Annotated in this window: 19 protein-coding genes; 14 read left to right on the top strand and 5 right to left on the bottom strand. The window is 62.8% G+C overall.

Translation table 11 applies throughout. From position 1 onward, the window contains the following. Positions 1-89: 89 nt before the first annotated feature. Positions 90-1,034, bottom strand: a complete 945-nt coding sequence (locus NT26_RS03275) for a LysR family transcriptional regulator (RefSeq protein WP_052637346.1) — start codon at positions 1,032-1,034, stop codon at positions 90-92. Positions 1,035-1,142: 108 nt separating this feature from the next. Between NT26_RS03275 and NT26_RS03270 the strand changes: the two genes are divergently transcribed. The 11 genes from NT26_RS03270 to NT26_RS03220 are packed head-to-tail and all read left to right on the top strand — an operon-like array spanning position 1,143 to position 11,548. Next, the gene (locus NT26_RS03270; RefSeq protein WP_052637345.1) at positions 1,143-2,177 is read left to right on the top strand and encodes a class 1 fructose-bisphosphatase; all 1,035 of its coding nucleotides are present in this window, start codon (positions 1,143-1,145) and stop codon (positions 2,175-2,177) included. 5 nt (positions 2,178-2,182) lie between these two features. Then, complete coding sequence (locus NT26_RS03265; RefSeq protein ID WP_052637344.1) at positions 2,183-3,052, top strand: phosphoribulokinase; 870 nt, start codon at positions 2,183-2,185, stop codon at positions 3,050-3,052. A gap of 10 nt (positions 3,053-3,062) precedes the next feature. Continuing rightward, positions 3,063-5,105 (top strand): transketolase, encoded by a 2,043-nt coding sequence (gene tkt / locus NT26_RS03260; RefSeq protein WP_052637343.1) that lies wholly within the window; start codon positions 3,063-3,065, stop codon positions 5,103-5,105. Position 5,106: 1 nt separating this feature from the next. Further along, positions 5,107-6,186 (top strand): class II fructose-bisphosphate aldolase, encoded by a 1,080-nt coding sequence (gene fba / locus NT26_RS03255; RefSeq protein ID WP_052637342.1) that lies wholly within the window; start codon positions 5,107-5,109, stop codon positions 6,184-6,186. A gap of 27 nt (positions 6,187-6,213) precedes the next feature. Further along, the gene (locus NT26_RS03250; RefSeq protein WP_152338564.1) at positions 6,214-7,677 is read left to right on the top strand and encodes a form I ribulose bisphosphate carboxylase large subunit; all 1,464 of its coding nucleotides are present in this window, start codon (positions 6,214-6,216) and stop codon (positions 7,675-7,677) included. 11 nt (positions 7,678-7,688) lie between these two features. Further along, positions 7,689-8,078, top strand: coding sequence for a ribulose bisphosphate carboxylase small subunit (locus NT26_RS03245; RefSeq protein WP_052637341.1), 390 nt, complete (start codon positions 7,689-7,691; stop codon positions 8,076-8,078). Between the two features lie 26 nt (positions 8,079-8,104). Continuing rightward, positions 8,105-9,037, top strand: coding sequence for a CbbX protein (cbbX, locus tag NT26_RS03240; RefSeq protein ID WP_052637340.1), 933 nt, complete (start codon positions 8,105-8,107; stop codon positions 9,035-9,037). Further along, entirely contained in the window at positions 9,034-9,720 is a 687-nt protein-coding gene (rpe, locus tag NT26_RS03235) for a ribulose-phosphate 3-epimerase (RefSeq protein ID WP_052637339.1), read from the top strand. The genes cbbX and rpe overlap by 4 nt, the downstream gene beginning before the upstream one ends. After that, on the top strand, positions 9,717-10,409 hold the full coding sequence (gene gph / locus NT26_RS03230; protein ID WP_052637338.1) for a phosphoglycolate phosphatase: 693 nt from the start codon (positions 9,717-9,719) through the stop codon (positions 10,407-10,409). Before rpe ends, gph begins: the two co-directional genes overlap by 4 nt. A gap of 2 nt (positions 10,410-10,411) precedes the next feature. Beyond that, positions 10,412-11,119 carry an HAD-IA family hydrolase gene (locus tag NT26_RS03225; protein ID WP_052637337.1) on the top strand — a complete coding sequence of 236 codons (708 nt, stop codon included), beginning with the start codon at positions 10,412-10,414 and terminating at the stop codon, positions 11,117-11,119. A gap of 21 nt (positions 11,120-11,140) precedes the next feature. Further along, positions 11,141-11,548 carry a hypothetical protein gene (locus tag NT26_RS03220; RefSeq protein ID WP_052637336.1) on the top strand — a complete coding sequence of 136 codons (408 nt, stop codon included), beginning with the start codon at positions 11,141-11,143 and terminating at the stop codon, positions 11,546-11,548. A 191-nt stretch (positions 11,549-11,739) separates the two neighbouring features. Here the strand turns inward: NT26_RS03220 and NT26_RS03215 are convergent, their stop codons facing one another. Together NT26_RS03215 and NT26_RS03210 are read right to left on the bottom strand one after the other, a co-directional pair. Beyond that, positions 11,740-12,873 (bottom strand): GAF domain-containing protein, encoded by a 1,134-nt coding sequence (locus NT26_RS03215; protein WP_244467664.1) that lies wholly within the window; start codon positions 12,871-12,873, stop codon positions 11,740-11,742. Positions 12,874-12,885: 12 nt separating this feature from the next. Beyond that, a complete protein-coding gene (locus NT26_RS03210) occupies positions 12,886-13,437 on the bottom strand; it encodes a hypothetical protein (RefSeq protein ID WP_052637335.1) in 552 nt (183 codons plus the stop codon). Between the two features lie 212 nt (positions 13,438-13,649). Between NT26_RS03210 and NT26_RS03205 the strand changes: the two genes are divergently transcribed. From NT26_RS03205 to NT26_RS03195, 3 genes are all read left to right on the top strand, one after another. After that, entirely contained in the window at positions 13,650-14,288 is a 639-nt protein-coding gene (locus tag NT26_RS03205; RefSeq protein ID WP_052637334.1) for a hypothetical protein, read from the top strand. 30 nt (positions 14,289-14,318) lie between these two features. Beyond that, positions 14,319-15,701, top strand: a complete 1,383-nt coding sequence (locus NT26_RS03200; RefSeq protein WP_052637333.1) for an FAD-binding oxidoreductase — start codon at positions 14,319-14,321, stop codon at positions 15,699-15,701. Positions 15,702-15,888: 187 nt separating this feature from the next. Then, complete coding sequence (locus NT26_RS03195; RefSeq protein ID WP_152336851.1) at positions 15,889-16,182, top strand: integrase core domain-containing protein; 294 nt, start codon at positions 15,889-15,891, stop codon at positions 16,180-16,182. Positions 16,183-16,409: 227 nt separating this feature from the next. Here NT26_RS03195 and NT26_RS03190 read toward each other — a convergent pair whose 3' ends face one another. Both NT26_RS03190 and NT26_RS03185 read right to left on the bottom strand, forming a co-directional pair. Beyond that, the gene (locus NT26_RS03190; protein ID WP_052637332.1) at positions 16,410-17,795 is read right to left on the bottom strand and encodes a sensor histidine kinase; all 1,386 of its coding nucleotides are present in this window, start codon (positions 17,793-17,795) and stop codon (positions 16,410-16,412) included. Beyond that, complete coding sequence (locus NT26_RS03185) at positions 17,792-18,448, bottom strand: response regulator (RefSeq protein WP_052637331.1); 657 nt, start codon at positions 18,446-18,448, stop codon at positions 17,792-17,794. The genes NT26_RS03190 and NT26_RS03185 overlap by 4 nt, the downstream gene beginning before the upstream one ends. Positions 18,449-18,607: the final 159 nt, after the last annotated feature.

The raw sequence follows: 18,607 nt of genomic DNA, 5'->3' as shown, positions 1-18,607 counted from the left end.
AACCATACCACCCTCATAACCAGAACATCTCAATACCTTCTCGAGCGGCAGGACGGAAGTCAGCCTTCTACCCCGAAGCGCAGAGCAAGTCAGGTCGGGAGTTCAACCCGCCGGTAGAGCGGTAATGCGAGGGGAAGGTATTGCGCACCCTTCTGGGATAGGAACGTCAGAAAGGCTTCACCGGCTGATGTGGGGCTGCGGTCGGAGCGCGAGACAGCAAACCACTGGCGCCGGATTGGCGTACCTTCCACGTCGAGCACCCGAAGCCTACCCGCCTGGACTTCCGCTTCGATCGTGTGGGCAGAAATGAAGGCGACGCCTAGCCCGGCCATCACCGCCTGCTTGATCGTTTCGTTCGACCCCATCTCGCTGCCGATATTCTCCAGCTTGGAGGGGACCGGGGCGAAGAACACCTCCAGCGAAATACGAGTTCCCGATCCAGGCTCTCGAACCAGAAACCTCTCCTTTGCTATCCGTTCCCGGGAAATGTCACGTGCACCGGCAAGAGGATGGTCGGGCGCGCTGATGATGACTAGGGGATGGTCGCCGAACACCTGGGCACGGACCGGAATGTTCTTCGGCGGGCGGCCCATCAGCGCGATGTCTACGGCATGGTCCGATAATGCACCAATTATTTCGGCCCGGTTTCCGACCTTCAGGTCGATGTCCAGCCCGGGAAACTCCCGGCCAAACTCTGCAATAATTCTGGGTGCGAAATACTTTGCGGTCGAGACCACCCCCAGCCGCAGATGGCCGCGCCGGACGCCCCTAATTGCATCGATGCGCTCGGCGAGCAGGAGGAGTTGTTCCTCGATCGCATGGGCGGCATCAATCGCAGCAAGTCCTGCGGCAGTCGGACGCATGCCGGCAGTCGTGCGGTCGAAGAGCGACGTGCCAAGCTCCTCCTCCAAGGCCTGAAGCTGCAGTGTCACTGCAGGAGCAGTGACACCCAAATATTTGGCGGCACTCGCGATTTTCCCCTCTTCCGCGATCCGAACGATGGACCGCAACTGTCTTAGTGTCAGGTTCCTCATCAAGATCACTTAGAAAAATTTATCTGCACGGTTAAAACAATAAACTTCCCTAAAGGTCAAGCGCGTGGTGGGCTGTGTTCTCAGACCGAGGCATTGGGAGGTGAACCGGTGACAATAGCCACGCTCGAAGCCTATCTGAACGCTCTGGTTCTTGCCGGCGACACGACTAAAGCGGTGGAGGAAACGGTCAGCGCGCTCGCCACGGCTGCCTGCGATCTAAGGACGATCATCACCCAGGTTTCCCCAATGACGCTTGGCGGAACGTCCGGCGAGCGGAATGCCGACGGCGATTTCCAGCGTTACCTGGACGTCAGCGCCGACGAGGCCCTCCTCGCCGCTGCCCGCAGGGCAGGCATCCGCCATTACTGTTCTGAGGAACTCGACGGCGCCGTCGACCTCAACGGTAAAGGAGGGCTCGCACTGGCCGTCGATCCGCTGGACGGCTCGTCGAACATCGACACGAACGTTTCGATCGGCACCATCTTCTCGATCCTGCCGGCGGTGGACGAGGACGAGCCGGCTGCCAGCTTCCTGCAGGAAGGCCGCAAGCAGCTGGCCGCCGGCTTCTTCATCTATGGGCCGCAATTGGCGCTGGCGCTGACGCTCGGTGCCGGCACCCGTATCTTCGTGCATTCGTCGCACCTCGGCGCCTTCGTGGAAAGCCTGCAGCCGGCCATTCCTGAGCGCACGCAGGAATTCGCCATCAACACATCCAACTACCGTCACTGGGACGAAGGCCTCCAGCTCTACGTCGACGACTGCCTCAAAGGCTCGTCGGGTCCCCGCGAGAAGGATTTCAACATGCGCTGGATTGCCTCGCTCGTTGCCGACACCTACCGAATCCTGATGCGCGGCGGGGTGTTTCTCTACCCCGGGGACGCCCGCAAGGGCTATTCGAGCGGGCGCCTTCGCCTCGTCTACGAGGCCAACCCGATCGCCATGCTGATCGAGCAGGCCGGCGGCGGAGCGAGCGACGGCATCAGCCGTATCCTCGACCTCGCACCGGTCAACATCCACCAGCGCACGCCGCTCGTCTTCGGTTCCGCTCGGGAAGTCAACCGCATCGGCCGCTATCTCCGCGATCCCAGCATAATTGCCGAACGCTCGCCATTGTTCGGCGTGCGCGGCCTGTTCAGGGCTTGAGCATCATGTCGGCACTGCATCCCATCATCTCGATCACCGGTTCGTCGGGCGCCGGCACCACCACGGTCGAGCAGACGTTCAAGAAGATATTCGCCCGCGAAAAGGTGACGGCCTGCTTCATCGAAGGCGACGCATTTCACCGCTACGACCGTGCGGCCATGAAGGCGAAGATTGCCGAGGAGAAGGAGTGCGGCCGCGACTTCACCCATTTCTCGGCAGAGGCCAATGAACTGGAGATCCTCGAAAGCATATTCGAGGAGTACGGGCGCTGCGGCCGCGGCAGGACCCGCCACTACGTGCATGACGACGAGGAGGCCCGCTGCTACGGGACCCCGCCCGGCACATTCACGGAGTGGGAAGAGTTCGCCGAGAGCGACCTGCTCTTCTACGAGGGCCTGCACGGCTGCGTGGTCACCGATAAGGTGAACGTCGCCCAGCACTGCGATCTGAAGATCGGCGTGGTGCCGGTCATCAACCTGGAGTGGATCCAGAAGATCCATCGCGACAAGGCGGCCCGCGGTTATTCCACCGAGGCGGTGACCGACACGATCCTGCGCCGGATGCCGGACTACGTGCACTACATCTGCCCGCAGTTCTCGCAGACGGACATCAACTTCCAGCGCGTGCCGATCGTCGACACGTCGAACCCCTTCATCGCGCGCTGGATTCCAACGCCCGCGGAATCGATCCTGGTCATCCGCTTCGCCAATCCGCGCGGCATCGATTTTCCATACCTGCTGTCCATGCTGCACGACAGCTACATGTCGCGCGCCAACTCCATCGTCGTGCCGGGCGACAAGCTCGACCTGGCGATGCAGCTCATCTTCACCCCGCTCATCCACAAGCTCGTCGAGCGCAAGCGACGCATGTCGTGAGGAGGAAACGATGAACATCTCTGCAAGACCTGAAACGATTGAAGCGGCCTCAGAAGCCGCCATGGCGAACGCCATACGCTTCCTGGCGATGGACGCTGTCCAGAAGGCCAATTCCGGCCATCCCGGTATGCCGATGGGCATGGCGGATGCCGTAACCGTCCTCTTCCACCGCTTCCTCAACATCGATCCGTCGCGGCCCGACTGGCCGGATCGTGACCGGTTCGTTCTGTCGGCCGGGCACGGATCCATGCTCCTTTACGCAGTCCATCACCTTCTCGGCTTCGCCGACATGCCGATCGAGGAACTTCAGGCGTTCCGCCAGCTCGGCTCGAGGACTGCCGGCCATCCGGAATATGGCCATGCCCTCGGCATCGAAACGACCACCGGCCCGCTGGGGCAGGGCATCTCCACGGCGGTCGGCATGGCGCTCGCGGAAGAGATGGTGGCGGCCCGCTTCGGGCGGAGCCTTTGTGACCACTACACCTATGTGGTGGCCGGCGACGGATGCCTGCAGGAGGGCATCAGCCACGAGGCGATCGACCTCGCGGGCCATCTGAAGCTCGGCAAGCTGATCGTGCTGTGGGACGACAATGAGATCTCCATCGATGGCGCCACCTCGCTCTCCACCTCGATGAACCAGTTGGAGCGCTTCCGCGCCGCCGGCTGGGATGCCGAGGCCGTCGACGGACACGACTGCGAAGCCGTCGCCGCCGCAATCGCCAAAGCCCGACTGAGCGACATGCCTTCGCTGATCGCCTGCCGCACACGGATCGGCAAGGGTGCGGCCACGATGGAAGGCTCGCACAAGACCCATGGAGCGGCCCTCGGCGACAAGGAGATCGCGGCAACCCGCGAAAAGCTCGGATGGCACCACCCGCCGTTCTTCGTCCCGGGCGACATCAAGTCGGCCTGGGAGGGAATTGCCGCACGCGGCCGCGCCAAGCGCGCCGAATGGGAAGGCCGGCTCGCTGCTGCGTCCTGCAGGGAACAGTACGAACAGGCGATCACCCGCAGTGCCGGCGAGGATCTCGCGAAGGCTCTGGCAACGTTCAGGGAAGAACACCAGCGGAAGGCAACGAAGGTTGCGACCCGCCAGGCCTCGCAGATGGTGCTAGAGGTCATCAACGGGGCAACGGAGCTGACGATCGGGGGCTCGGCCGACCTGACCGGGTCGAACCTGACGATGACCTCGCAAACTCAACCGATCGCGCGCGGCAGCTTCACTGGCCGCTATATCCACTACGGCATCCGCGAACACGGCATGGCCGCGGCGATGAACGGCCTTTCGCTGCATGGACCCTTTGTTCCGTATGGCGGTACTTTCCTCGTGTTCTCCGACTACGCCCGCGGTGCCCTGCGGCTTTCAGCCCTCATGCAGCAGCGTGTGATCTATGTCCTGACCCACGATTCCATCGGCCTCGGCGAGGATGGTCCGACGCACCAGCCGGTCGAGCACCTGGCGATGCTGCGCGCAACTCCGAACCTCAACGTGTTCCGTCCGGCCGATATCGTCGAGACGGCGGAGTGCTGGGAGATCGCCCTGAGCGACGAAAGGACGCCGAGCGTGCTGGCGCTCTCGCGCCAGGCGTTGCCGATGTTGCGGACGGGTTCGGACAGCTCAAACCGTTCGGCCAAGGGAGCCTACGTGCTTCGCGGAGCTGACGGTCGCCGTGATGTCACCCTGATCGCCACGGGCTCGGAAGTCGAGATCGCGGTCGCCGCGTCGAACCGGCTCGCCGAAGGGGGCGTGCATGCTGCGGTCGTATCGATGCCCTGCTGGGAGAAGTTCGAAAGCCAGGACGAGGGCTACCGCCGCGACACGCTGGGGACCGCGCCGCGTATCGCGATCGAAGCTGCCGGGCGGCTCGGCTGGGATCGCTGGATCGGCGAGAGCGGGCGCTTCATCGGCATGAGCGGCTTCGGGGCTTCAGCGCCGGCGGGCGAACTGTACACGCATTTCGGTATCACGGCCGAGAACGTCGTGTCGGCAGCCCTCGCGCTTATCGGCAGCCGTCCGCGTGGCGAAACCCACCAACAACTGGAGGAGGCTTGAAATGGCCCGCATAACGCTACGCCAACTGCTCGATCACGCTGCCGAACGCGGTTACGGCGTGCCCGCCTTCAACATCAACAACATGGAACAGGGTCTCGCGATCCTGGAGGCGGCGAGCGCTTGCGACGCACCGGTGATCATCCAGGCCTCCCGCGGCGCGCGCACCTATGCCGGCGACATCATGCTCTCGAAGATGATCGATGCGCTCGTCGAGATGTATCCGGAAATCCCCGTGTGCATGCATCAGGACCACGGCAACGACGAGGCGACCTGCATGACCGCGATCCGGCATGGCTTCACCTCGGTGATGATGGACGGTTCGCTCATGGCGGACGCCAAGACACCGGCGAGCTATGAGTACAACCTGGACATCACCGAGAGGGTCTCGCGCATGGCCCACTGGGTCGGAGCCTCGGTGGAAGGCGAACTTGGCGTGCTTGGCTCCCTGGAGACCGGAGAATCCGAGGCCGAGGACGGGCATGGCGCGGAGGGCAAGCTCAGCCACGACCAGTTGCTGACAGACCCTGACCAGGCGGTCGACTTCGTGGCCCGCACCGGGGTTGATGCGCTGGCGATCGCCTGCGGCACGTCGCACGGCGCCTACAAGTTCACCCGTAAGCCGACCGGCGACATACTTGCAATGCGGGTGATCGAGGAAATCCACGCCAAGCTGCCGAACACGCATCTCGTCATGCATGGCTCGTCCTCCGTTCCGCAGGAGCTGCAGGACGTCATCAACAGATTCGGTGGCGAGATGCCGCAGACCTTTGGGGTGCCGCTCGACGAAATCGTCCGCGGGATCCAGCACGGCGTGCGCAAGGTCAACATCGACACCGACTGCCGCATGGCGATGGCGGGCCAGTTCCGCCGGATCGCCGTTGAGAAGCCCGGGGAGTTCGATCCCCGCAAGTTCCTCAAGCCGGCGATGGACGCGATGCGCAACCTCTGCCGCGAACGCTTCGAAGCCTTCGGCACCGCAGGGACTGCCTCGAGAATCAAGGTCATTCCGATGGATGAGATGGCCAGACGCTATGCGAGCGGACAGCTCGACCCGCAAATTGCGACCGCCAAGGCCGCCTGACCCCACCGTGATCGAAAGGACGATGTCATGAACATGGATGTGAAGACCGAGATCAAGGGCAAGGAACGGTACAAGGCCGGCGTCCTCAAATATGCCCAGATGGGCTACTGGGACGGCGACTACGAGCCGAAGCACACCGACATCATCGCACTGTTCCGGGTCACCCCGCAGGACGGCGTCGATCCCATCGAGGCGGCGGCCGCGGTTGCGGGCGAGAGCTCGACGGCAACCTGGACGGTCGTCTGGACGGACCGGCTCACGGCGGCCGACCAGTACCGCGCCAAGGCCTACAGGGTCGATCCCGTGCCGGGCAGGCCGGGCGAGTACTTCTGCTACGTCGCCTACGACCTGATCCTGTTCGAGCCCGGCTCCATCGCCAACCTGACGGCTTCGATCATCGGCAACGTCTTCTCGTTCAAGCCGCTGAAGGCAGCAAGGCTAGAGGACATGCGCTTCCCGGTCGCCTACGTGAAGACATACAAGGGCCCGCCGACGGGCATCGTCGTCGAGCGCGAACGGCTCGACAAGTTCGGCAAGCCTCTCCTCGGCGCAACGACAAAGCCGAAGCTCGGCCTGTCCGGCAAGAACTACGGCCGGGTTGTCTACGAGGGGCTGAAGGGCGGCCTCGACTTCATGAAGGACGACGAGAACATCAACTCGCAGCCGTTCATGAACTGGCGCGACCGTTTCCTCTACTGCATGGAGGCGGTGAACCGGGCGTCTGCCGAGACCGGCGAGGTGAAGGGGCACTACCTCAACATCACGGCCGGCACGATGGAGGAGATGTACCGGCGTGCAGAGTTCGCCAAGGAACTGGGCTCGGTGATCGTGATGATCGACCTGATCATCGGCTACACGGCGATCCAGTCGATCTCGGAATGGTGCCGGCAGAACGACATGATCCTGCACCTGCACAGGGCCGGACACGGTACCTACACGCGCCAGAAGAACCACGGCATCTCGTTCCGTGTCATCGCCAAGTGGATGCGGCTTGCAGGCGTCGACCACATTCACGCCGGCACCGCCGTCGGCAAGCTCGAGGGCGACCCGCTGACCGTGCAGGGCTACTACAACGTCTGCCGGGAATTGAAGAACGAGGTCGACCTGGAGCGCGGCATCTACTTCGAGCAGGACTGGGCCGATACGCTCAAGGTCATGCCGGTCGCCTCCGGCGGCATCCATGCAGGCCAAATGCACCAGTTGCTCGGCCTGTTCGGAGACGACGTCGTGCTGCAGTTCGGCGGCGGCACGATCGGCCATCCGATGGGCATCCAGGCCGGGGCGACGGCAAACCGTGTCGCGCTCGAAGCGATGGTGCTTGCCCGCAACGAGGGGCGCGACATCGCCAACGAAGGGCCGGAAATCCTCCGCGCCGCTGCCAAATGGTGCAAGCCGCTCGAGGCCGCCCTCGACGTCTGGGGCGGCATCACCTTCAACTACCAATCGACCGACACCTCGGACTTCGTCCCGACGGCGGTTCCAGCGATCTGAGGAGAACCACCATGCGCATTACCCAAGGCACCTTTTCCTTCCTCCCGGATCTTACCGACGAGCAGATCTCGGCACAGGTCGAATACTGCCTCAACAACGACTGGGCGATCGGCGTGGAGTACACCGACGACCCGCATCCCCGGAACATCTACTGGGAGATGTGGGGCAACCCGATGTTCGACCTGAAGGATGCGGCCGGCGTCATGATGGAAATCCGGGCCTGCCGCGACGCATGGCCGGAGGCCTACATCCGCATCAACGCCTTCGACTCCACCCGCGGCTTCGAGACGGTGCGCATGTCGTTCATCGTCAACCGGCCGAAGGTTGAGCCGCGTCTCGTCCTGACAAGGACGGAGGCCGCGGGGCGCATGCAGCGCTACGCGATGAACGTCGCCCAGTGACGACAGCAGAGAAAGAGGAGCCAGCCATGCAGGCAGCCGAAGCCATTGCAGAACCGCCTCCGGGCGGCATCGACCTCGCGGCCGACTTCAGGGATTCAGGCGTCGCCGAGATCCTCGATGAACTGGACCGCGAACTGACCGGCCTCAAGCCGGTGAAGCAGCGCATCCGCGAGACGGCGGCACTTCTTCTCGTCGAGCGGGCCCGCAAGCAGCTTGGCCTGACGACCGAGACGCCGACGCTCCACATGAGCTTCACCGGCAATCCGGGAACCGGCAAGACGACAGTCGCTCTTCGCATGGCGAGCCTCCTGCATCGGCTCGGCTATGTGCGCAAGGGCCACCTGGTCTCGGTCACCCGCGACGACCTCGTCGGACAGTATATCGGCCACACGGCTCCGAAGACGAAGGAGGTGCTCAAGAAGGCGATGGGCGGCGTGCTGTTCATCGACGAGGCCTACTACCTCTATCGACCCGACAACGAGCGCGACTACGGTCAGGAGGCGATCGAGATCCTGCTGCAGGTCATGGAGAACCAGCGGGACGACCTCGTCGTCATCCTCGCCGGCTACGCTGACCGGATGGACCGGTTCTACCAGTCCAATCCCGGCTTCCGGTCGCGCATTGCCCACCATATCGACTTCCCGGATTACGAGGACAGCGAGCTCCTTTCGATCGCCGAAACTATGCTGGCGAAGCAGAACTACGTCCTGGATGATGCTGCGAAGGTGGCGATGGGCGAATACATCGGCGCCCGGCGGACGCAGCCGCATTTCGCCAATGCCCGCTCCATCCGGAATGCGCTCGACCGTGCTCGCCTCAGGCAGGCGAACCGCATCTTCGAGAGCGCGGAAGGACCGGTGACGGCAGAGGTGTTGTCCACCATTCGGTCCGAAGACATCCGCGCCAGCCGCGTCTTCTCGGCAACGCCACAGGGACCAGCAGAGGAGGGCCGGGCATGACCAGCACCCTCATCGCCCCCTCCGTGCTCTCCGCAGACTTCTCACGGCTCGGCGAGGAAATCGAACGTGTCGTGCGGGCAGGCGCAGACTGGATCCACCTCGACGTGATGGACGGCCATTTCGTGCCCAACATCACCTTCGGACCGCAGGTGATCAAGGCCGTCAGGGACCGCACCGAAAAGGTCTTCGACTGCCACCTGATGATCGAGCCCTGCGATCCGTATCTCGAGGCCTTCGCGCAGGCCGGCTGCGACATCATCACCGTGCATGCGGAGGCGACGCGGCATCTCGACCGTTCGCTCCAGGCGATCCGGGCGCTGGGCAAGAAGGCCGGCGTGTCGCTCAATCCCTCGACACCCGAAACGGTGATCGAATATGTGCTGGACCGCCTGGATCTCATTCTCCTGATGACGGTCAATCCCGGCTTCGGCGGCCAGGCCTTCATTCCGGCCGTCGTCCAGAAGGTGAACCGCGTCCGCAAGATGATCGGCGACCGCCCGATCCACATCGAGATCGACGGCGGCGTGACGGCGGAGACGGCGCCGCTTGTCGTCGCGGCCGGCGCCGACGTGCTGGTTGCCGGGTCCGCCGTGTTCAGGGGCGGAACAGAACAAGCCTATCGCGACAACATCGAGGCAATCCGGCAAGCCGCCGACGGAGCTTTCCGGGAGCGGGCAGCATGAGTGCCGGGCGACTAACACGGCCGCGTCTCGTGCTGTTCGACCTGGACGGCACGCTCGTCGACACAGCGCCTGACATCGCGGCGGCGGTGAACGAACTTCTCTCCGTCCACCGGCTGCCGGCGCACTCTCTCGATACGGTACGCTCCATGATCGGGCACGGAATCGAGACGCTTGTGGTCCGGGCCTTCGCAGCGCATGGCCTGACGCTCCAGGGGACCGAACTGGCAGCACGCCATGCCGAGATGATGGAGATCTACGGAGGGCACCTGACCCGTTTTTCCAGCCCCCGTGACGGCGCCCGGGACGCGGTTGCGGTGGCACGGCGGACCGGCCTCGGCACAGGCGTCGTGACCAACAAGCCGGAAGGCTTCTCCCGCACGATCCTTGCTGAACTCGATCTTCTGGCCGGTCTCGACATGGTCATCGGTGGCGACAGCGGATTTGCCAAGAAGCCGGCGCCGGACATGCTCCTCGCCGCCTGCCGCGAAACAGGCTGCGGCCCCTCGGATGCGCTCCTTGTCGGCGACAGCCAAGCCGACCTTGCGGCGGCGCGCGCGGCGGGCATGGCCTGCATCCTCGTGCGTGGGGGCTACGGCGATATGGACGTCGACCTCCTTGATGCGGATCGTGTAATGCACGACCTCAGGGAGTTCCCGGCTCTGCTCTCACGGCTCCTGGAGGCCGCTTAGCGATGGTACGGGCGGTCGTTTTCGACGTCGATGGAACCCTTGCCGAGACGGAGGAGATCCATCGCCAGTCCTTCAACCATGCGTTCCGGGACGAGGGTCTCGACTGGGAATGGGACCGTCCGCTCTACGCCGAGCTCCTCGCCACCACCGGCGGACGCGAGCGCATCCTTGCCCATGCGCATGCCATGGGCGAAACGGTCGATGCTGAGGCCATCCACGCCCGCAAGACGCGCATCTATACCGAGCGGATCAAAAAGGGCTCGGTCGCGTTGCGGCCCGGTGTTGCGGCCTTGATCGACCATGCCCGGCGGTCCGGACTGGTGCTTGCGATCGGCACGACGACGAGCCGGCCCAATGTTGTGGCACTCCTGGCGGCGACGCTCGGTCCGGGTTCCGAGTCATTGTTTCGAAGCATTCGAACCGGAGAGGATGTGCGGACGAAGAAACCGGATCCGGAAGTCTATCGCCTTGTTCTACAGGACCTGGACCTTAGCGGAGCTGAATGCCTCTGCATCGAAGACTCCCGCAACGGGCTCCTCGCGGCACGCGCGACGGGAATGCGTACGGTGATCACGCCGAGTATCTACAGCACCGGTGAGGATTTTACCGGGGCCGACCTCATTATTCCCGACCTTTCTCACCTCAAGGCTTCCAGCGAACAATGGCCAAACAGCTCTCTCATCGATCGTCCGATGGCGTCCCGCGCCTAAAGACACCTTTCGGAGCACGGCGTGGCCGTCTTCGACGGCGAAGACGGCCACGCCGTCACCAGTCCGGAAGAAGTCACCAAGGGGCAGTTGGGGAACGCTCTCCTCGAACATGATGATGTCGACATCCAGACGGAAGCCATGACCGAGGTGCTCCAGAGCGCAGGTGGCGAGACGATGTCCAGAACCACCTTCAGGCGCTGTTCCTCAATCCCGAGCGCCGACATCTTGGTTTCGCCGGAAGGCTCTATCCGCTTCACGACCGTCAACTTGCGCCTCAGCTATTGGTTCAATAGCCGCACTTATTCTCCGGCCAAGGCGAACTCGGCGCTGCTGCGGCTGACCAAGAATGCTTTGCTGGATGCCGGGATCGAGCTACCCATCCAGTCCGCGAAGTGGTGTTCCCTAAAGGAGTACCCTGCGTCCATATGACAGACGTGCCACAGTCCCCTCAAACCTCGATCCGGCTAGACGAGAAGACCGCATTGAACGAAACGTCAGATGCCACCGCTGGCGAGCGCGAGCTGATGAACGAGACCGACGAGGTTCGTGGACACTCGCAAGTGCGGTTCTCGAGGCGTCAGAAAACCTGCTGGAGCCTTGAGGGGCATCTCGCTGCGATCTCACCCGGCACCCATCTCCTCCAGGGTCAGGCGGCCGCCGACGATCAGTCTAAAGCGGCCTCGGCCGCACCGGTCGATGGAGATGCCGACATCGCGCTCGCAAAGGCGGCGCTGTAACAAGACAAGCCGCGCCTCAAGATTCTCGGAATATTCCGGCAGGCGCAAGGTGGGGTCGAGGCGCAGTTCCCGGTTCGAAAATTCGATCCGACCGCTGCCCGCGTATTCGCGCAGGATCTTCCACAAGATGGCACCGGCAACGCCTTTGATAAGATAGTCGTGGTCAACGAATATCGTGTCGTCTGCGCGGTAATGACGGATTCTTATCTCGGAACCGGCCATCTCACCTGGCGCGGCCACCAAGGTGGCCTTTTCCGCCGTTTCTTCGTGCTGCTGCAGGGAAATCAACACCGAAAGCTGCCCGGCGACCAGGGACAGAGCGTCTTCCTCATCGTAGCGGAACTGGTTCGGCTCCGGGCTTTCGGCAAAGAGCACACCAATCGTCTTGCCGTCACGCAGGATCGGCATTGCAATCTGGCTCTGTGGTGCTTTCAGCCCCGGATAGGGGATGGCAGTGTCGCAGATCCATTCAAGGCCGGCGGCCAGCGCCGTATCGCGAACCGCCGTGCCATAGGAATACTCGGAAGCCATGCGGCCGATGCGGATAGGCTTTCCCTGCTCCGCCGCAACGCCGATCACGCCCAGGCCGATACCCACCTCGGATCCGATGCCCGAAACGGGGTAGCCACGCGAGGCGACTGTGTAGAGCCTGCCCATCGTCCGGTCGAGCATCATGACCATGGAATAGTCGATGCCGAAATGCTGCTGCAGTCCGGCCAGCGCCGCATCGAACAACTCGCCCAACTCACCGCACGCCGCTATCCGCTCGCAGATGCGGCGTGTGGCCGATAGAAGATTGACATCGATCGGCTGCGCGATCGTGGCCGAGGGCATGGCCTCGATCTCTCTGACACGGAAGATGTCGGAACCGAGCAGGCGGAAGACCCCTTGCATGCCGGAATGCGAGGCGATGCCGGCAAGCTTGGCCCGCATCGCCTCGAACAGCGGGCCGCTCGTCTGCGTCTCCAGGTACTCCAGCGTCAGACGATATTGGGCGTTTGTATCGGATCGCGGCAAGCCGTAGCGGCCTCACGGCGTCATCTCCGCGCCCGCGCCCGGACCGGGCGTCTGGACGAATGCAGCATCAAGCGTAAAGTCGACGCCGACGATGATCTGCGGGTTGACGCGACAGTAGGCTTCGGCGAAGGCCGCAGGATAATCCACCTCCACCAGCTCCCGGAGCACCCCCTGGCTTTGGCGCACTGCTTCCTCCCGGTCCTCGTCATCCGCTGCGGTCACGACGGCTTCGGATCCCTTCACCTGGATGGAGCGGTGAGTGACGGGCTGGCTGAAGGTGACGGAAATGCGGGCGCCTGCATCCACGGCGGCCAGCAACGCCTCGTTGCCAGCGCGGGCAAGCAGAAGCCGCATCCTGCCATCGGGTCGGAGCCGGCAGCCGCAGCCAAGCCCTGCGATGGGTGTCTCCCCTCGCCTGCAGACGCCGACGATGACGCTTACGCCACTTTGGCAGAATGCCTCCAGTTCCGGCGTGAGAACCCGCGGCGTGTTTAGCGTCGCCGAATAGGCGCGATGCGCGGCCAGATCATCGTCGGGTGTATGGGGATGTGATGCCCGTGGCATGGTTCGCCTAGCTGCGGCTCCGTCAACTGGTTTCTCGAAGTGAACGTCGAAGAGTTCCCGTAAGGGGAGCTTTTTAGCATTCTTTTACGATTTGGTGCAGGACCATTTAGCGAGCCAAGCTGGCCTGGCTGGATTATCCATAGTGCATCGACGCCGGCATCAGCAACGCCGCAGCGACGACGATCGACATCCAAAGGACAGGAACCATAGACATGACACACGCCCTTTCCCGGCGCGCGGTATCGCTCGCCCATCTGATCCTCGCCACCACTGCCATGGCGACCGCCGTGCCGCTTGCTGCCAGCGCTGCGGGAGCGAATGTCTTAGACCAGATCGCGGCAGTCAAAGCCGCAACGATCCGCTTCGCGGACGTCGATGTCGCACTCGCAGAGGGTTACATCCGTGATCCGATGGACCATTGCGTGACGGCGGCAGCCGAGGGCCTTCCCGCCGAACTGGGAGCCATGGGAATTCACTATATCCACCCCCAGCGGCTCGGCATCACTGCAGCTGAACCTCGCGTCGATGGTAACGGCCTCCATACGGACTTCCTCAAGCCGTCGATCCTGCTCTACGAGCCTCAGGCCGATGGCTCGTTGAAGCTGGTCGGGGTCGAGAACCTCATCTTCGAGGCTTCGTGGAAGGCTGCGGGCAACAGCGACGCACCTGTCTTTGCCGGTCGCTCCTGGGATCGCATGGCGGATGATCCGCAGACACCCGCCGACGAGGCGCATGGGTTCCAGGCGCACTTCGATCAGCACGTCTGGATCGTGGAGAACCCGGCAGGCCCCCTCATGCCCTTCAACCCCGAGATCACCTGTGAGCACCACCACAACAAGCATGGCAGTTGAACCGCGTTCCGGTGAAGAAAGGACAACAAGATGAACATTGAGAAACTGAGAAAGGCGGTTCAGGGAACCGTGTGGACGCGGGAAAGTGCCGACTACCAATCGGTTCGATCGGGTCTGCTGTGGAACGGTCGCAAGCCGGACCGGTTTCCGGAGATCGTCGTCAGGGCGATGACTACTGCAGATGTGCAGGCGGCAGTGTCGTTCGCCGCCGAAAGCGGGAGGCGGGTCGTTGTCCGCGGCGGTGGTCACCACTTTTCGGCGATCGCATTGCAGGATTGCCTGGTAATCGATCTAGGGGGGATGAACGGTCTTCAGGTGGATCCCCAGGCGCGGATCGCGCAGGCTCAGCCAGCGGTGACCAACGGGATGCTCGCAACGGCTCTGTCCGAGCACGGCCTCGCCTTCCCCACCGGTCACTGCGCCAGCGTTCCGCTGTCGGGTTATCTGCTCGGCGGCGGGATCGGCTGGAATGCGGGCGCCTGGGGCATTGCCTGCCACAACGTGCAGAGCGTTGAGGTGGTATTGGCCGACGGCTCTCGCGTCGTGGCGAGCGAAACCGACAATCCCGACGTCTTCTGGGCTGCGCGCGGCGCGGGACCAGAGTTCTTCGGCGTCGTCACGCAATACCGGCTGCGCCTGCACGACTTGCCGCGTGCCATCCGGACCAGCGTCTGGACCTATCCCATCAGCCAGGTCAATAGGGTTGAGCAGTGGATGAGCCGGACGATGCAGGTGGTACCGCGCAACGTGGAATTCACAGCGGTGTTTTCATCGGCGCCACCGCCACTTGCCGGACAGGCGACGAAGACCATCTCGGCCATCGCGACGGTCTTCGCGGCAACGGAGGATGAGGCGCAGGCTACGCTTGCACAAGTTGCGGCTGGCGCTCCGCAAGACGCTCTCGATATCCAGCAATCGCTGGAGACGCCGCTCGAGGTGCTTTATCTGATGATAGGACAGTTCTTCCCCGAGGGCCGCCGCTATGCCGCCGATACCAACTGGACTGCTGATCCGGCTAGACAGATGGAGATCATGGCAAAGGCTGTTGTGGCTGCGCCCTCTGCCGAGTCCTTTGCGATCGGCGTTGTACTGCCGCCTCCAGACGGCGCGAGAATGCCGCAGGCAGCCTTTTCCATGGTCGGCCCCGCATTCGGATGCACCTATGCCGTATGGGGGGATGCCAGGCAGGACTCTGCCAATCTTGCCTGGATGCGAACAACCAGTGAAAAGATCGCGCCAATTTCGCTCGGACACTACATCGGAGAGGCAGACCTGGATCTAGACGAACGCCTTGCCGGCTCGTTTTCGCGAGAGGCATTCGAGCGGTTGCAACATCTGCAGCGGACGTATGATCCTTCCGGCCTCTTCCATCGCCTGCGTTCGGACATGGAGCTCCTTGAGAAGGTCGGATAATCCATGACGTCCGGTCCTCCTGTAGGTGGGCCGGACAGGTGCTGCCGGTGAGTTCGAGGTCGAAAGCCAGCTTGGCGTCTCGCTCCAATCCGGCTCCTGGTGACGGCGTTGGATCGCAGGATCTATGCGCCGGATCGGGTGGATCTGTGGGAGCATTGTGGGCTAACACCGACACAGGTCAATCCGAATGACGCGGAGCCAAGCCGCAAGCGAGACCTATCGAAGAGCGCTCGATGCGGCAGGTCTGCAGGGGTCCATGAGCGCCGTCGGCAACCCTTATCATAATGCGCAGGCAGAGAGCTTCATGAAGACCCTGAAAGTGGAGGACATCTATCCCGCCGGCGACGAAACCTTCGCTGACGTCGCCGAGCGATTGCCTAGATTCATCGAAGAGGTCTACAAGGCCAAACGGCTGCACTCAGTCCTTGGCTATCGATCGCCAGCAGAAATTGAAACCCAACTCGCCCAGCAGGCGGCTTAGTTTGAAGCGCCTCACTGGTCCAGCCCAACGGGTTCAATCCACTAAGGGGTCAACATTCCGCGCCGATTGACTCTTTCATCGCTTCTGCTGCGCTGCGATCCTCAGATCGCATGTCCCCAAGGGGGAATATGATTCCCCCTGCCCACCTTATGTGGTCGACGGGAAATGCTGCCATGTGGAGCTCGCGCGGAGAAGGAAAGCCTTGTTTCTCGCCCCAGCCTCTTGCCCTACGTGGTTGCCGCCGCTCCAGGGCAGGTGTCGGCCCCATGGCCGACACCCGGCTTTGCAAAGATGATCTCTGCCTGAAAGCCATCGTCGCGACCGGGAATGGGGGAGCTAAGGACCAGTTCCGCCTGCATCTGCGCCAGGAGCCGTTCGGCGATCGATAAGCCCAGCCCAGAGCCGGCAGCACTGGTATCGCCGCGAGCAAATCGCTGTCGCAGAGTGACAAGCTCCGTTGCCGCAAGCGCAGGGAACCCGTTCTGAATGCGGACGGTGCCGTCGCGGGAAACCCGCACGAGGACAGGTTGGTCGGGGCGCCCGTACAGAAGCGCATTCTCAATGAGATTGCGCAGTGCGATCGCGAAAGCGTCCGCAGAACCCAGCTGAACCAGGGTTCCTTCGTTCTCCTTTTCCAGACGAAGTCTTGCGCCCGCCGCAGTGCCCCGGAAATCGGCAATGACCATGTCGATGACATCCGCGACATCAAATGTCCCTTCATTAATGCCTATACCTGCCTCCGCACGAGCAAGCTGAAGCAGTTTCTCCGCCAGCCTCGTCAGCCCCTGCAGCGATTTCTCGATCTGGCGCGCGCGCCCGGCGGCAGGTCCATCCTTCAGTTCCAGGAGGAGAAGCTGCGTCTGGGCCAGCGCGCCGGCGAGAGGTGTTCGCAATTCGTGTGCGCTGTTGGATGTGAACTCCCTCTCTGCCGCCAGGACCGCACGCAGGCGCGACAGGAGTAAATTGACAGAGTTCAAGATCGGCCTCAGTTCCTCCGGCAGGTCAAGCTCGTCGATGGCTGTCAGGTTTCCACCGTCCTTTCTGCCGATCGCAGACCGAAGCGTATCCACGGGAGCCAAGATGCGACGCAGCACCACCCATACGGCAGCAATCGTAACTGGCACTACAAGCAAAATGGGCAGCAGAAGTGCAAGGACTCCCTCGAGCAGTGCCTCCCGCCGGTGCTCTGCCGAGTCTCTCACCTGCACGAAGATGGTGTTGCTGACGGCCGCGGCTGTATAGGTACGTCCCGTGGGTCCATCCGAGAAGCCGGCTATCAGTGGGGTATCGAAGGGGTTGGCAGACGCCGCATGTGAATGGAGAAGCACCCTCCCTCTCTGATCTCGTACCTGGTACGTCAGGTACTCTTCATCGGAGCCCGCACGCGAAGCCATGATGCGCCGCGGCTCGGCAAGATCGTCCCGCTGGAACAGTTCGTCGATGACCAGGGGCACAAGCCGCTCGGCCGTCTCCTGGAGAGAACTGTCGAAGATCTCGCCGAATTCCTCCTGCATGACCAAGGCACCCAGCCCAACGGCCAGGACCCAGACCAAGGTGATGATTCCTGAAATCCAGAGCATAAGTGCCTTGGTCAGGCTGTGGCGTCCGATCATCGTCCCAACCTGTAGCCAATGCCGCGAACCGTCTCGACGGCGTCCTTGCCCAGCTTCTTCCGAAGCCGGCTTACATAGACCTCGACCGTGTTGCTTTCTATCTCCGAGCCGAAGGCATAGAGCGCCTCTTCGATCTGCGCCTTCGACACAATCGCGCCAGGGCGGGCAGCTAGGCGTGCCAGTACCGCCCATTCGCGACTGGATAGATCCACAAGTTTTCCGTTTAGCGTCACATTCCGGTCAGCGAGATGCACGGAAAGAGCTCCCACTTCGATCACCGCAACGGCCGAACCTGCATAGCGCCGCGCGACGGCCTGCATACGAGCCGCGAGTTCATCCAGGTTGAAGGGCTTGACGAGGTAGTCATCCGCACCGCGATTCAGGCCTTCGATACGGTCGGAAATCTGGTCATGCGCGGTCAGGATGATGACCGGCGTGAGGTTGGAGTCCTTTCGAAGGTCCGAGAGGAGATCCAAACCCGTGCCGTCCGGTAAACGTAGGTCGAGCAATAGGAGGTCGTAGTCCACCGCGTCGATCGCACCCTGGCCCTGTTCGAGGGTGCGCATCCAGTCGATCGCATGGCCTGTGGCTGCGAGGTAGTCCCGCACCGCCTCGCCCAGGACGGCATCGTCTTCGATCAATAGTACTCTCAATCAATGCTCCCGCAGTGCTCGGCTTATCTGCGACGTGAGATCTCCATCAAACCTTGCACTCGCCTGAACGGCGGGCAAGCCCGCCGCCTCGCTGCCGTTCAGCGGTGCGTCAGAATGCGCGGGCATGGATCAATGGTCTGAAACCCTTGGATGGAGACT

Source organism: Pseudorhizobium banfieldiae, from assembly GCF_000967425.1.
Taxonomy (GTDB): Bacteria; Pseudomonadota; Alphaproteobacteria; order Rhizobiales; family Rhizobiaceae; genus Neorhizobium; species Neorhizobium banfieldiae.
Note: the sequence above shows the minus strand (reverse complement) of the source record. Positions and strands in the feature narration are given on the sequence as shown.